13 protein-coding genes and 1 pseudogene are annotated in these 13,184 nt (G+C 68.0%); 12 read left to right on the top strand and 2 right to left on the bottom strand.

All coding sequences use genetic code 11. The annotated features are described in order from the left end of the window. Nucleotides 1-238 precede the first annotated feature (238 nt). Nucleotides 239-2,578 (top strand): TonB-dependent receptor, encoded by a 2,340-nt coding sequence (locus tag HZI36_RS03810; RefSeq protein ID WP_179401310.1) that lies wholly within the window; start codon nucleotides 239-241, stop codon nucleotides 2,576-2,578. Between the two features lie 44 nt (nucleotides 2,579-2,622). On the opposite strand, the gene HZI36_RS03805 is transcribed toward HZI36_RS03810, so the two are convergent. Further along, complete coding sequence (locus HZI36_RS03805) at nucleotides 2,623-3,603, bottom strand: alpha/beta fold hydrolase (protein ID WP_179401309.1); 981 nt, start codon at nucleotides 3,601-3,603, stop codon at nucleotides 2,623-2,625. Between HZI36_RS03805 and HZI36_RS03800 the strand changes: the two genes are divergently transcribed. The 11 genes from HZI36_RS03800 to HZI36_RS03750 all read left to right on the top strand — a co-directional run bounded on the left by HZI36_RS03800 (nucleotide 3,602) and on the right by HZI36_RS03750 (nucleotide 12,976). Next, nucleotides 3,602-3,865 carry a hypothetical protein gene (locus HZI36_RS03800; protein ID WP_179401308.1) on the top strand — a complete coding sequence of 88 codons (264 nt, stop codon included), beginning with the start codon at nucleotides 3,602-3,604 and terminating at the stop codon, nucleotides 3,863-3,865. The genes HZI36_RS03805 and HZI36_RS03800 overlap by 2 nt on opposite strands. 43 nt (nucleotides 3,866-3,908) lie before the next feature. Further along, complete coding sequence (locus HZI36_RS03795; protein WP_179401307.1) at nucleotides 3,909-5,966, top strand: sigma-54-dependent Fis family transcriptional regulator; 2,058 nt, start codon at nucleotides 3,909-3,911, stop codon at nucleotides 5,964-5,966. 286 nt (nucleotides 5,967-6,252) lie between these two features. Continuing rightward, on the top strand, nucleotides 6,253-6,327 hold the full coding sequence (gene pqqA, locus HZI36_RS03790; protein WP_006485436.1) for a pyrroloquinoline quinone precursor peptide PqqA: 75 nt from the start codon (nucleotides 6,253-6,255) through the stop codon (nucleotides 6,325-6,327). Between the two features lie 64 nt (nucleotides 6,328-6,391). Continuing rightward, nucleotides 6,392-7,315 (top strand): pyrroloquinoline quinone biosynthesis protein PqqB, encoded by a 924-nt coding sequence (gene pqqB, locus HZI36_RS03785; protein WP_179401306.1) that lies wholly within the window; start codon nucleotides 6,392-6,394, stop codon nucleotides 7,313-7,315. A 2-nt stretch (nucleotides 7,316-7,317) separates the two neighbouring features. Then, a complete protein-coding gene (pqqC, locus tag HZI36_RS03780; RefSeq protein ID WP_179401305.1) occupies nucleotides 7,318-8,037 on the top strand; it encodes a pyrroloquinoline-quinone synthase PqqC in 720 nt (239 codons plus the stop codon). After that, nucleotides 8,034-8,315 carry a pyrroloquinoline quinone biosynthesis peptide chaperone PqqD gene (gene pqqD / locus HZI36_RS03775; protein ID WP_179401304.1) on the top strand — a complete coding sequence of 94 codons (282 nt, stop codon included), beginning with the start codon at nucleotides 8,034-8,036 and terminating at the stop codon, nucleotides 8,313-8,315. Before pqqC ends, pqqD begins: the two co-directional genes overlap by 4 nt. Before the next feature lies 1 nt (nucleotide 8,316). After that, on the top strand, nucleotides 8,317-9,435 hold the full coding sequence (pqqE, locus tag HZI36_RS03770; protein ID WP_179401303.1) for a pyrroloquinoline quinone biosynthesis protein PqqE: 1,119 nt from the start codon (nucleotides 8,317-8,319) through the stop codon (nucleotides 9,433-9,435). Between the two features lie 12 nt (nucleotides 9,436-9,447). Then, nucleotides 9,448-10,239 (top strand): energy transducer TonB, encoded by a 792-nt coding sequence (locus tag HZI36_RS03765; RefSeq protein ID WP_179401302.1) that lies wholly within the window; start codon nucleotides 9,448-9,450, stop codon nucleotides 10,237-10,239. 13 nt (nucleotides 10,240-10,252) lie between these two features. Continuing rightward, nucleotides 10,253-10,942: a MotA/TolQ/ExbB proton channel family protein gene (locus tag HZI36_RS03760; RefSeq protein ID WP_179401301.1), complete on the top strand. Its 690-nt coding sequence runs from the start codon at nucleotides 10,253-10,255 to the stop codon at nucleotides 10,940-10,942. Beyond that, nucleotides 10,939-11,361, top strand: coding sequence for an ExbD/TolR family protein (locus HZI36_RS03755; protein WP_179401300.1), 423 nt, complete (start codon nucleotides 10,939-10,941; stop codon nucleotides 11,359-11,361). Before HZI36_RS03760 ends, HZI36_RS03755 begins: the two co-directional genes overlap by 4 nt. A 199-nt stretch (nucleotides 11,362-11,560) precedes the next feature. Beyond that, complete coding sequence (locus tag HZI36_RS03750; RefSeq protein ID WP_179401299.1) at nucleotides 11,561-12,976, top strand: putative bifunctional diguanylate cyclase/phosphodiesterase; 1,416 nt, start codon at nucleotides 11,561-11,563, stop codon at nucleotides 12,974-12,976. 24 nt (nucleotides 12,977-13,000) lie between these two features. Here the strand turns inward: HZI36_RS03750 and HZI36_RS03745 are convergent. Continuing rightward, nucleotides 13,001-13,184 (bottom strand): annotated as a pseudogene (locus tag HZI36_RS03745) (amino acid ABC transporter ATP-binding protein); the annotation flags it as partial.

The following is a 13,184-nucleotide window of genomic DNA, read 5'->3' as shown; positions in this document are numbered from 1 at the left end:
CGGCGGCGCCGGGCGATGTGTTGCATTCGGGTACATGTCAGGCCGAATGGTGTTGCCGAACGTCACAGCTGGCGCGCCATGCCGGTGTCGAGCGAACGGCGGCGGGGCCGCACGCGGTGCGACTGGTGCTGGCACGGTTTTCGCGAAGTCGACGTGCAACGAGACGGTTGCATCCGCATCGGTCGGCGCGGCTGCGCCAGGCACGACTTCAAATAACGGACGGAGACGGAAATTGATCATGCGAACCCAACGGGGGCGTTGCCGCAGCCGCGCTCGACGCATCGGCGTTGCGCTCGGCGCGGGCCTGACGTTCAGTGCGATTGGTGGCGGCGCATGCGCGCAATCTATCGCCGCCGTTGCCGACGCGGCGAGCGACGCGCGGGCATCGGCAACGCCCGCGGCGACATCTGCCGCGCCCGCGTTGCTGCCGACCGTCGTCGTCGTCGGCACGACGCCGTTGCTCGGGATCGGCACGCCGCTGGCGAAGGTGCCCGCGAATGTGCAGACGGTTCGCGCGTCGGAGATCGACGCCCAGCATCGCGCGACGCTGACCGATTTCTTCGTCGCGAATCTGCCGAGCGTGACGCTGGCGGATGCGCAAGGCAATCCGAATCAGGTGAACCTCAACTATCGCGGCTTCACTGCGTCGCCGCTGCTCGGCACGCCGCAGGGGATTTCGGTGTTCGTCGACGGCGTGCGCGTGAACGAGCCGTTCGGCGACGTCGTGAACTGGGATCTGATTCCGGTCGAAGCGATCGACAAGATCCAGTTGATCCCGGGCTCGAATCCCGCGTACGGGTTGAATACGCTCGGCGGCGCGGTGGCGATCACGACGAAGAACGGCCGCGCGGACCCCGGCGGCGAGGCCGAGATCACCGGCGGCTCATGGGGCCGCAAGACCGCGCAGATCGAGCAGGGCGGCACGCTCGGCCCGCATGTCGACTACTATGCGACCGCGAACGCGTCGAACGACGGCGGCTGGGCGGACCACGACGCGAGCCGTGTGCGGCAGGCGTTCGGCAAGCTGCGCTACACCGACGACGACACGACGCTGTCGATCGCGGCCGGCGGCGCGGACAACGCGCTGTACGGCAGCCAGACGATTCCGCGCTCGTTCCTCGACAACCCCAGGCAGGCGTACACGTATCCGGACCTGAACCGCAATCGCGCCGGCTATCTGACGCTGTCCGGCGACCATTTCTTCAGCGACGGCGTCGAGCTGAGCGGCAATGCGTATTACCGGCATCTGCGCAGCGAGAACGTCAGCAGCAACAACAATACCGACTACGGCGCGCTTGACGCCGAGGGCAACGTCGACACGGTGCAGGGGACCAACGCCGATTCGATCGTCACGACCGACAGCTACGGCGCGAGCCTGCAGCTCACGCTGCTCGGCAAGCTCGGCGGCATGGCGAGTCAGTTCGTCGCGGGCGTTACCGCCGACGTCGCGAATTCGAGTTACGTGGCGTCGCAGCAGGACGCGTACTTCACCGCCGATCGCGCGGCGATCGGCATCGGCAATTTCGTTCAGCAGACGAATGCGAAGACGCGCAACGCGAATGACGGCTTCTATCTGAGCGAGACACTGTCGCTGACGCCGCAATGGACCATGACGCTGTCCGGCCGCTACGACCGCGCGAACGCGCGAATCGGCGACGAGAGCGGGGTGCAGCCGCTGCTCGACGGCAACCACACGTTCTCGCGTTTCAATCCGGCGATCGGGGTCAACTGGAATCCGACGCCCGGCGTGACCGCCTATGCGACGTACAACGAAGGAATGCGCGCACCGACCGCGATCGAGCTCGCGTGCGCGGATCCTGCCGCGCCGTGCTCGCTGCCGAACGATTTTGTCGCGGACCCGGCGTTGCGGCCGGTCGTGTCGAAGACGTTCGAGGTCGGTGCGCGCGGCCGGATCGGGCGAGCGACGACGTGGAGCGCGGCCGCCTATCGGACGACGCTCGATGACGACATCGAGTTCGTCAGCACCGCCGGCAGCTCGCGGGGCTACTTCCAGAACGTCGGCAAGACGCGGCGGCAAGGCATCGAGCTCGCGGGCCGCACGCAGCTCGGTCCGCTCGGGATCGGGCTGAACTACAGCTACATCGACGCGACCTATCGGTCGACGTGGACCGAGAGCAGCCCCGCGAATTCGAGCGCCGACGCGAACGGCATCGTCACGGTCAAGCCGGGCAACCGCATTCCGGGTATTCCCGAGCACGCGGTGAAGCTGCGGCTCGATTATGCGGCGACGACGACGTGGAGCATCGGCACGAATGTCACTTGGCGCAGCGGTGTATACGCGCAAGGTGACGAAAACAATCAGGATGCCAACGGAAAGATCGCCGGCTACCTGCTGATCGATGTCGATACGCGTTACCGGATCACGAAGCAGCTCGACGTGTTCGCGAACGTGACGAACGTGCTCAATAAGCGCTACGCGAGTTTTGCCGTGCTCGGTCAGAACTTCTTCAACGGGCCCGGTCACTCGTTCGATGGCGCGAATCCGGTCAACGAGCAGTTCGTCGGGCCCGGCGCGCCGCGTGGTATCTGGGTCGGGCTGCATTACAAATGGGATTGAGCGCGCGATCGTTACGTGAGTGTGACGTGCGCGTCACGTGTGCGTCATGCGGCGCGCGCATCGACGAACATCGCATGGATCGCGCGCGCGACGCCGCGCGCGAGCGCGGGATCGCCCGCGAGATGGCCGGCGTCGACGCGCTCGATTCGCGCGGGCGGCGCCACGTGCGCGAGGCGATCGACGTTGCGGACCGGGCAGACGGGATCGCGCCGCCCATGCACGGCGAAGATCGGCACGCCCACGATCGACGCGGCGCGCGCGAGCGCGAGCACGCGACGTTCGCCGAGCCAGCAGTCGTGCAGCAGGTAGTGCGCCTGAACCCGGTATTTGTCGATCAGCGCGGCGACGGCTTTCGGGTGGTTCGCGTCGCGCGATCCGGCCGCGCGCGAGCGCCCCGGCCGCGCCGACGCGAGGATCGCATCTTCATACGCACGCCATGCGAGCGCGACTGCGCGTTGCCGCGCTTTCCCGACGCCGGGTCGCAGTCGCCGGGCACAGCATCGCAGCAATGCGCCGGGGCGCGCGCATCCGGCCGCCGCGCACAGGCGTTGCCATTCGCGCGGTGCCTTCGTGCGTGACGTTACGAACAGGCTCCGCACTTCGCGCCTCGACGTCAGGAACAGGCCGCGCAGCACGACACCGTCGACGCTCGCCGGATGCGTGCCCGCATACGCGACCGCCAGCGCCGCACCCCACGACCCGCCGACGACACCCCAGCGCTCGATGCCGAGCGTGCGGCGAATCGCATCGAGATCGTCGACGAGTCGGTCAGTGCGATTGCGGCGCAGCCCGCCGCGTGGAGATGACGCGCCCGCGCCGCGCTGATCGACGAACACGACACGCAGTTGCGCTGGATCAAACAAACTCAGGATCCCGAACGCACTGCCGCTGCCTGGGCCGCCGTGCAGTACGACGACGGCCGGCGCGTCGTCGTTGCCGGCGACCGCGAACGCGATCGATTGCCCGTCGCGGCGGAGGCGCGCCGCGATTGGCATCGCCGATCGATCTGAGGAATGCGAAGTCATGAAGGCGGTGTCCGGTGAATGCGTATCGTGGATGATCGGTCGACGAAGCAAGAATCGCGCACGACGTTCGTGGATCGGTGCGAGTCCGGATATCACCGTGGTAGCGGTTCGCGGTAAACCGTCCGGTATCGACTCGGCGATTCCGATCGCCTTTCAGCCTTTCAAGCCTTTCATTCACGTGTCGCGCGTTGCGCGCGCGTTCGGTGCCGATCGATCGGCCTGTCCACGACGACTGACTGGCCCGGAGCTTGCTTCATCGTGAAGCAAAACGTCCGGCCGGACACCGGACGATCCCGGAGGAGACAATGCGTGACGATGTTGATCCGGCCGACGGCCAGACGGCCTTGCGGCCCGCCGGCTGGCCCGCTCCGCCGATCCAGAAGGCGCACGAGCGTTCCGAGACGTTCGGGCTTTGCGTATCGGCGCGGCCAGATTACGACATTCTTTCGAATGCCGGGCTCGGGCTGAAGCGCGAGCAGAATCGCGTGCTGTGCGCGCACGCGATGCCGGTGATGGAGACGCTGCACGAGCAGATCGTCAACACGCAGAGCATGATCGTGCTGACCGACGCGGAAGGGCTGATTCTGCACTCGATCGGCGACGACGACTTCCTGCAGCGCGCGGAGAAGGTCGCGCTGCGGCCTGGCGCGAACTGGGCGGAGAGCCGGCAGGGCACGAACGCGATCGGCACCGCGCTCGCGGAGCGCTGCGCGATGGTGGTCCACGGCGATCAGCACTATCTCGCGGCGAACCGCTTCCTGACCTGCTCGAGCGTGCCGATCCTCGATCCGTACGGCGACGTGATCGGCGTGCTCGACGTGACCGGCGACTACCGGAGCTATCACCAGCACACGATGGCGCTCGCGAAGATGTCGGTGCAGATGATCGAGAATCATCTGTTTACGACGACCTTTCAGGAGACGCTGCAGGTGTCCTTTCACGGCCGCCCCGAGTTTCTCGGCACGCTGATGGAAGGGATCGTCGCGTTCACGAGCGACGGCCGCTTCCTGTCCGCGAACCGCAGCGCGCAGTTCCAGCTCGGGATGCCGCTCGCCGCGCTGCGCGCGCATACGCTGTCGTCGCTGTTCCAGATCACGAGCGCGCAACTGATCGACCGCGTGCGTGCGAGCATGGACCCGCATCTCGCGCTGAACCTGATCAACGGCGCGGTCGTCTGCGCGCGCGTGCAGTTCCGGCGCGCGTCGGTCGCGGATGGCCGCCGCCCGATCGACGACCACGACGCCGCGCGGCCGCCCGCACGTGCGTGCGCGCCGCAGCCGGCCGCGCCGGGCGCGGGCTCTGGCTCTGGCTCTGGTCTTTCGCGGCTCAGCTATCTCGACACCGGCGATCCGCAGGTCGCATTGGTGATCACGAAGGTCCGCAAGGTGATCGGCAAGGATATCCCGATCCTGATCACCGGCGAGACCGGCACCGGCAAGGAACTGCTCGCGCAGGCGATCCACAACGATTCGCCGCGCCGCGACGGGCCGTTCGTCGCGGTGAACTGCGCGTCGATTCCGGAGACGCTGATCGAATCCGAGCTGTTCGGCTACGAGGAAGGCGCGTTCACCGGCGCGCGGCGCAAGGGCGCGGTCGGCAAGCTGCTGCAGGCGAACGGCGGCACGCTGTTCCTCGACGAGATCGGCGACATGCCGTATCCGCTGCAGGTGCGGCTGCTGCGCGTGCTGCAGGAGCGGCTCGTGAATCCGCTCGGCTCGACGAAGACGATTCCGGTCGACGTTGCGATCATCTGCGCGACGCACCGCGACCTGCGCGAGATGATCGCGCAGAACCGCTTCCGCGAGGATCTCTATTACCGGCTGAACGGCCTCGTCGTCAGGCTGCCGCCGCTGCGCGACCGTAGCGATCTCGCGGTCGTCGTGCAGAAGATGCTGCAACGCGAGTCGCTTGCCGGTGCGGACCGGCCGCCGCTCAGCGTCGCGCCGGACGTGATGGCGCTGTTCGAGCGCTGCGCATGGCCGGGCAATTTCCGGCAACTCGGCAATCTGCTGCGCACAGCGGCCGCGATGGTCGACGACGACGGTCAGATCCGGCGCGAGCATTTGCCGGACGACTTCTTCGACGATTTGCGTCGGGGCGTCGAACCCTGCGCGGCCGGCGCCGATGCCGCCGCCTGCTCCGTCGACTCCGCAGACTCCATTGGGGCGCCGCTTGCGGCCGGCGTCGCGTTCGCGCCGGCCGGCGCGCGGCTGCAGGACGTCGCCGCGTCGGCGATCGCGGCCGCGCTTGCGCGGCACGGCGGCAACGTGTCGGCCGCCGCGCGCGCGCTCGGCGTGTCGCGCAACACGATCTACCGCAAGATGCCCGCCGCCGAGCCCGGCCGCACATCCGACGACGACTGACGCGCGCCGACTGTCACACCGGTGTTGCGTCCTGCAACACCGGTGCTCCGAAATTCAACACCGTTCGTTTCCCAAACGTGTCGCGCGTTCGACGCGCGGCTCGCCATGCATGCCGGATTTTCGCGGCGAATGAAAAATCCCTGTCCGGACGCACCGCCAACCCGCGCTCACGGCGGCTGCGCGCGCTCGCGGCTGCATCGGCATGCCTCTTGCTCAGAAGGTATCGACCGCACATCCGGCGCGGTTCTTCGACTGACTTTCAAACTTTCAAATCAGGAGACACATCATGCAGTGGACGACGCCGTCTTACACCGATCTGCGTTTCGGCTTCGAAATCACGATGTACATCGCGAACCGCTGAGCATCGTGACACGCCGTGCGCGTCGCGGATCATGCGGCGCGCGCGGCATCGGGAACGAACGATCATGAAGATCAAGATACTGGGCTCGGGTGCCGGCGGCGGACTGCCGCAATGGAACTGCAACTGCGCGAACTGCCGCCGCGCGCGTGACGGTAGTGGCGACGTGCTGCCGCGCACGCAGTCGTCGATCGCGGTCAGTGACGACGGCGTCGACTGGATTCTCGTCAACGCGTCGCCGGACCTGCTCGCCCAGTTGCGCGCGCAACCGGATCTGCAGCCCGCGCGCGCGATGCGCGACAGCGGTATCGCCGCGGTCGTGCTCAGCGACGCGCAGATCGATCACGTGACCGGCCTGCTGATGCTGCGCGAGCGCACGACGCCGCTGCCGCTCTATGCGTGCGCGCCGGTGCTCGAGGATCTGTCGACGGGACTACCGCTCGTGCCGCTGCTCGGCCACTACTGCGGCGTCGACGCGCATCCGATCGCGCTCGGCGAGCCGTTCGCGATTCCCGCGTGCGACGGTGTGCGCTTCACCGCGTTTCCCGTCGACAGCAAGGCGCCGCCGTACTCGCCGCACCGCGCGTCGTCAGTGCCCGGCGACAACATCGCGCTGCTGATCGAGGACGTCGCGAGCGGCATGCGCGCGTTCTACGCGCCCGGCCTCGAGAAAATCAACGGCGACGTGCGCGCCGCGATGCATCGCGCGGACCTCGTGCTCGTCGACGGCACGTTCTGGCGCGCGACCGAGATGATCGATCTCGGCTTCTCGACGAAGCGTGCGGCCGACATGGGCCATCTCGCGCAATGCGGCGACCACGGCCGGCCCGGGATGATCGACTGGCTCGACGGGTTGCCACGCGGCACGCGCAAGGTGCTCACGCACATCAACAACACGAACCCGATTCTCGACCCGCATTCCGCCGAGCATGCGCTGCTGCGCGAGCACGGCATCGACGTCGCGCGTGACGGCATGCAATTCGAGGTATGACGATGAACGCACCAATCTCCTTTTTGGCTCCGCACGACACGCCGTGGACGCCCGCCGAATTCGAGGCGAGGCTGCGCGCGCTCGAATCGGGCTATCACATCCATCATCCGTTCAACCGGCTGCTGAACAGCGGCGGCTGCTCGCCCGAGCAGATTCGCGGCTGGGTCGCGAACCGCCTCTATTACCAGATCAGCATTCCGCTGAAGGACGCGGCGATCCTGTCGAACTGCCCGGACCGGGAAACGCGGCGCCGCTGGATCCAGCGGCTGATCGATCACGACGGGCAGGGCGCCGACGAAGGCGGGATCGAGGCGTGGGCGCGGCTCGGCGAAGCGGTCGGCCTCGATCGCGCGGAACTGTGGTCGCTGCGGCACGTGCTGCCGGGCGTGCGCTTCGCGGTCGACGCGTACGTGAACTTCGCGCGGCGCGCGCCGTGGCAGGAGGCGGTCTGCTCGTCGCTGACCGAGATGTTCGCGCCGCGGATCCATCTCGACCGGCTCGCCGGCTGGCCGTCGCACTACCCGTGGATCGAGCCGGAAGGGCTGCACTATTTCCGCAGCCGCGTGCCGCTCGCGCGGCGCGACGTCGAGCACGGGCTCGAAGTGACGCTGGATCATTTCCGGACGCCGGACGCGCAGCAGCGCGCGCTCGGCATCCTGCAGTTCAAGCTCGACATTCTTTGGTCGATTCTCGATGCGGTCGAAAAGGCGTATCCCGTATGAACCCGATCGATGCCGTCAGCGGCGTGCCGCTGCGTCCCCGCCTGCGGGGCATGTACCGCTTGCAGTGGGAAGCGGCCCAGGACGCGTACGTGCTGCTCTATCCCGAGGGGATGGTGAAGCTCAATCCGAGCGCCGGCGAGATTCTCGCGCGCTGCGACGGCGCGCATGAACTCGACGACATCATCGGCGAGCTCGAGCAGCTGTTCAGCGCATCCGAGCTCGCGCCCGACGTCTATCGCTTTCTCGATCACGCGCGGCTGCGCGGCTGGCTCGACTGAGATGACACACGACACTTCTCCTCCATCGCCGCCGCTGTGGCTGCTCGCCGAGCTGACCTACCGGTGCCCGCTGCACTGCGCGTTCTGCTACAACCCGGTCGACTACGCGCGGCACGGCGCGGAGCTCGACACCGCGACGTGGATCGACACGATCAGCGCCGCGCGCGCGCTCGGCGCCGCGCAGATCGGCTTCTCCGGCGGCGAGCCGCTGCAGCGCGACGACCTCGAAACGCTCGTCGCGCACGCACGCGGGCTCGGCTTCTACACGAACCTGATCACGTCTGGAATCGGGCTGAGCGCGTCGCGCATCGAGCGGCTCAGGCAGGCCGGGCTCGATCACATCCAGCTGTCGCTGCAGGACTCGACGCGCGAGCTGAACGACTTCCTCACGAGCACGCGCACGTTCGAGCTGAAGCACCGCGTCGCGCGGCTGATCAAGTCGCACGGCTACCCGATGGTGCTGAACTGCGTGCTGCATCGCTACAACCTACCGCACGTCGGGCAGATCATCGAGATGGCGCTCGATCTCGGCGCTGACTATCTCGAACTCGCGAACACGCAATATTACGGCTGGGCGATGCTGAACCGGGATCAGCTGATGCCGACGGCCGAGCAGTTGCGCGAAGCGGAGGAGACCGTCAACCGCTACCGGAAGCTCGTCGGCGAGCGTTGCCGGATTCTGTTCGTCGTGCCGGACTACTTCGAGTCGCGGCCGAAGGCGTGCATGAACGGCTGGGGCTCGGTGTTTCTCGGCGTCGCGCCGGACGGCACCGCGCTGCCGTGCCACGCGGCGCGCTCGCTGCCTGGCCTCGCGCTGCCGAACGTGCGCGACATGTCGCTGAAGGAAATCTGGTACGACAGCGACGCATTCAACGCGTTTCGTGGCGACGGCTGGATGCGCGAGCCGTGCCGCGACTGCGACGAGCGTCATGCGGATCACGGCGGGTGCCGCTGTCAGGCGTATCTGCTGGCCGGCGATCCGGCCGCCGCCGATCCGGTGTGCGCGAAGTCCGAACATCACGGGCAGGTCGTGCAGGCGGTGACGTTTGCGCGGCAGCCGAAGCGCGACGACGCACGGCCGCTCGTGTTCCGCAGCACGGAAAATTCGCTGGCGCTTTGAGTGGAGACGGCGATGAGCGCGGTCGTGGCGGAGGTGACGGGTGCGATGCACGTCGGACGCTCGCGCAGTGCACGGGAAGCGGGGCGGCGCGCGGCGATCGTCGCGGGTGTGCTCGCGATGCACGTCGTGCTGCTCGCGACGATGATGCGCAGTGCGCCGCTGCGCGTCGATACGGTGCGCGTCAAGGTCATTAAGGCTTCGCTGATTGTGCCGACGCCGGCACCGATAACGACGCCGACACCAACGGCGGCACCTGCACCGCGCGAACGTGCGATCGAGCCGACGCGGGTTCATCGTGCGCCGCCCGCGTCGCCCGCAGCGAAACGTCAGGCCGAGGCGACACCCGCACCGAATCCGCCCGTGCACGAAAGTCCATCACGAGCGATGCCGGCCCCGTCCGAGCCGACGTCTTCGACTCGACAAGTGGCGCAAGCAACCGAACAGCATGCGCCGCAACAACCGGCCATCCCGAAAAACACGGAAGCACCGCGCGCCGATGCGCCCGCGTCGCCCGCGATCGCCACGCCGCGCCGCGTCGCGCATCTCGACTGCGCGCTGGTGAAGCCCGACTATCCGCCGCAATCTCTGCGTCGCGGCGAAGCGGGCACCGTCGTCGTCGAGCTCGAAACCGACTCGGGCGGGCGCGTGAGCGCCGCGCGCGTCGTCACGAGCAGCGGCTACGCGCGTCTCGACGACGCGGCGCGCGAGGCCGTGCTCGCGAGCCGCTGCCGGCCGTACGCGGAAAACGGCACGCCGGTGCCGGCCCGCGCCGATGTGCCGATCACGTTCAATCTCGACGAATGAAGAGGAGGGCATCATGCCAGTCTATGGAATCACGCACGTGTGGGCACAAGGCGATGCGATGACGCGCGCCGTCGCGCTGTTGCTGATCGCGATGTCGATCCTGTCGTGGAGCGTGATCGTGCTGAAGGCGATCGAGCTCGGTCGCCTCTGCCGCTGCACGGAATCGCGCTTCTGGAACACGGACGGCCTCGGCAGCGGGATGCGCGCGCTCGGCGAACCGGGAACGCCGTTCTTCGATCTCGCGAGCACGGGCCAGGCCGCGATGCTGCATCACGCGGCGAGCCACGGTGGGATCGAGCTGAGCGACTGGCTGCTGCGAAGCTTGCGGGCGTCGGTCGACGACACCGCAACGCGCCTGCAGCGCGGCCTCGGGCTGCTCGCATCGATCGGCAGTACCGCGCCGTTCGTCGGGCTGCTCGGAACGGTGTGGGGGATCTACCATGCGCTGCTGTCGCTCGGCGTGAGCGGCGACGCGAGCCTCGACCGTGTCGCGGGGCCGGTCGGCGAGGCGCTGATCATGACCGCGCTCGGGCTGTGCGTCGCGATTCCGGCGGTGCTCGGCTACAACACGCTCGCGCGGCTGTCGCGCGGCGTCGTCGCGCGCCTCGATCGCTTCTCGCACGGGCTGCATGCATTGCTGTTGACCGGCGGCCGTCCGTCGGCGGCTGCGATGCCGGGCGTCGTGACGAAGGAGCGCGCATGAACACGGATCTTTCCGCGCGAGACGACGGCGGGCTCGCGGCCGACATCAACATGACGCCGCTGATCGACGTGATGCTGGTGCTGCTCGTCGTGTTCATGGTGACGCTGCCGGTACTGCATCATGCGGCGAAGATCGCGCTGCCGCACGCGAGTAGCCGGCGCGAAGACTTGCGCGTGCCGCACGTCGACATCGGCATCGACGCGAGCGGGCGCATGAGCTGGGACGCGCAGCCGATGCCGGACGCCGACGTCTACGCGCGGCTCGCCGCGGCCGCGCGACAAGCGCCGCAGCCCGAGATCCGCCTGCTCGCCGATCGCGACGCACGCTACGGACGCGTCGCGGCGCTGCTGTCGGCCGCGAACGCGGACGGGCTTGCGAAGGTGGGGTTCGTCACCGACCCGGCGGCGCCGCGAAAGTAAGGAATGCGGCGTTTTTTCGCGCGCCGGCGTGAAGAACGCCGGACACATGTACGTCGGACAAATCGCTTAACATCTCCGGACCCGACCGTCGCGCATCGGCCCGATTCGTTTATCATCTGATGAATCGGGCCGATCGTGCGATGGCCCTTGTCGATCGCATTCCTGCGCATTGCGCATCCGCGGCCGGAGCCGAAGCCTGATGAAAGAAAGTACCTCGCCGGGCGACCGGTCCGATGCGCCGTCGCCGCTCGCCGGCACGCACGACGAACCGCGTTTGCCCGGCACGCCGGAGCGGGCGGACCGCTTCGAACGCACGAACGACGGGCCACCGGAAGGCGAGCGCTGGTACGCGTGGCATTTCGATGATTCGATGCAGTTGCCGAATCGCAGGTTGTTCACCGAGCGGCTCGATCTGCGCATCGCGAAAGCACGCGCGGTCAACGACCGGTTCAGCGTCCTGATGATCGAGCTGTCCGGGCTCGACACGATCCGCAACGCGCTCGGGCATGCGGGCGTCGAGATGGTCGCACAGGTGATTGGCGGCCGGCTGCGCGCGCGGATTCCGCGCGCGCATGCGCTCGCGTCGATCGGCGACGGCAAGTTCGCGCTGCTCAGCGACGAGGCGTCCGCGGCGCTGATCGACGCGGTCGTCGCGCAGGCGTGCGAGCGGGTCGAGTTCGTCGGCGGGCATCTGTTCGTCGCCGCGCACGCGGGCATCGCGACCTATCCGGACAACGGCGAGGACGCCGACACGCTGATGCGCCGCACCGACGTCGCGCTGTCGTCCGCGCGCGACGCGGGGACGAACGGCGTCGTGCATTTCTCGAGCGCGCTCGACGTGCGCGCGGCGCGGCGCTTCGAGCTGGAGTCGATGCTTGCATGTGCGCTGGAGCGCCGGCAATGCTGGCTCGCGTATCAGCCGCAGGTGACGCTCGCGACCGGCGAGATCGCGCAGGTCGAGGCGCTGATGCGCTGGAGACATCCGCATCACGGCGAGATCAGCCCGACCGAATTCATCCCGATCGCCGAGCAGAGCGGGATGATCGACCGGATCGGCGAATGGGTGATGCATACCGCGTGCGAGGAATTCGGCAAGCTGCGCCGGACGACGCGGCACGTGCCACGCGTGAGCGTGAACGTGTCGCCGCAGCAGTTCGGCCGCGGCAATCTGCTCGAGATCGTCCGCAGCGCGCTCGACCGCAGCGGCCTCGATCCGCAGTGTCTCGAGATCGAAATCACCGAAGGCGTACTGTTCGCGGATACGGAGGTCGCGCTGTCGACGATCAAGGCGATCCGGCAGCTCGGTGTCGAGATCGCGCTCGACGATTTCGGCACCGGGTATTCGAGCCTGTCGTATCTGACGCGCTTCCCGGTCGGCCGGGTCAAGATCGACCGCTCGTTCGTCGCGCTGCTGCCCGATGACGCGGGCAGCTCGGCGCTCGTCAGCGGGGTCGTCGCGATGGCGCATGCGCTGAAGATGCGCGTGACGGCCGAGGGCGTCGAAACGGTCGAACAGGCCGAGCGGCTGCGCGAGCTCGGATGCGACGAAGCGCAGGGCTTCTGGTATGCGCGGCCGCATACGGTCGCGTCGCTCAGGACCTTGCTCGCGAACTGAGCGACGCGCGCCGGCGGCGCTCCATCACGCGATGACGGCGGCGATGAAGTCCTGCGTGCGCTTGTGCTGGGGCCGCGCCAGCACCTGCTCGGGCGGACCGCTCTCGACGATCTGCCCGCCATCCATGAACACCACGCGATCGGCCACCTCGCGCGCAAACCCCAGCTCGTGCGTGACCACGATCATCGTCATCCCGCTCTTCGCCAGA

It is taken from the genome of Burkholderia guangdongensis, from assembly GCF_013403875.1.
GTDB lineage: Bacteria > Pseudomonadota > Gammaproteobacteria > Burkholderiales > Burkholderiaceae > Burkholderia > Burkholderia guangdongensis.
Note: the sequence above shows the minus strand (reverse complement) of the source record. Positions and strands in the feature narration are given on the sequence as shown.

Excerpts from the sequence above, each read along its gene's own strand:
- pqqC (WP_179401305.1), top strand. The coding sequence starts at position 7,318 with ATGAACGCACCAATCTCCTTTTTGGCTCCGCACGACACGCCGTGGACG.
- HZI36_RS03795 (WP_179401307.1), top strand. The coding sequence starts at position 3,909 with ATGCGTGACGATGTTGATCCGGCCGACGGCCAGACGGCCTTGCGGCCC.
- HZI36_RS03750 (WP_179401299.1), top strand. The coding sequence starts at position 11,561 with ATGAAAGAAAGTACCTCGCCGGGCGACCGGTCCGATGCGCCGTCGCCG.
- pqqD (WP_179401304.1), top strand. The coding sequence starts at position 8,034 with ATGAACCCGATCGATGCCGTCAGCGGCGTGCCGCTGCGTCCCCGCCTG.
- HZI36_RS03805 (WP_179401309.1), bottom strand. The coding sequence starts at position 3,603 with ATGACTTCGCATTCCTCAGATCGATCGGCGATGCCAATCGCGGCGCGC.
- pqqE (WP_179401303.1), top strand. The coding sequence starts at position 8,317 with ATGACACACGACACTTCTCCTCCATCGCCGCCGCTGTGGCTGCTCGCC.
- HZI36_RS03760 (WP_179401301.1), top strand. The coding sequence starts at position 10,253 with ATGCCAGTCTATGGAATCACGCACGTGTGGGCACAAGGCGATGCGATG.
- HZI36_RS03755 (WP_179401300.1), top strand. The coding sequence starts at position 10,939 with ATGAACACGGATCTTTCCGCGCGAGACGACGGCGGGCTCGCGGCCGAC.
- HZI36_RS03810 (WP_179401310.1), top strand. The coding sequence starts at position 239 with ATGCGAACCCAACGGGGGCGTTGCCGCAGCCGCGCTCGACGCATCGGC.
- HZI36_RS03800 (WP_179401308.1), top strand. The coding sequence starts at position 3,602 with ATGAAGGCGGTGTCCGGTGAATGCGTATCGTGGATGATCGGTCGACGA.
- HZI36_RS03765 (WP_179401302.1), top strand. The coding sequence starts at position 9,448 with ATGAGCGCGGTCGTGGCGGAGGTGACGGGTGCGATGCACGTCGGACGC.
- pqqB (WP_179401306.1), top strand. The coding sequence starts at position 6,392 with ATGAAGATCAAGATACTGGGCTCGGGTGCCGGCGGCGGACTGCCGCAA.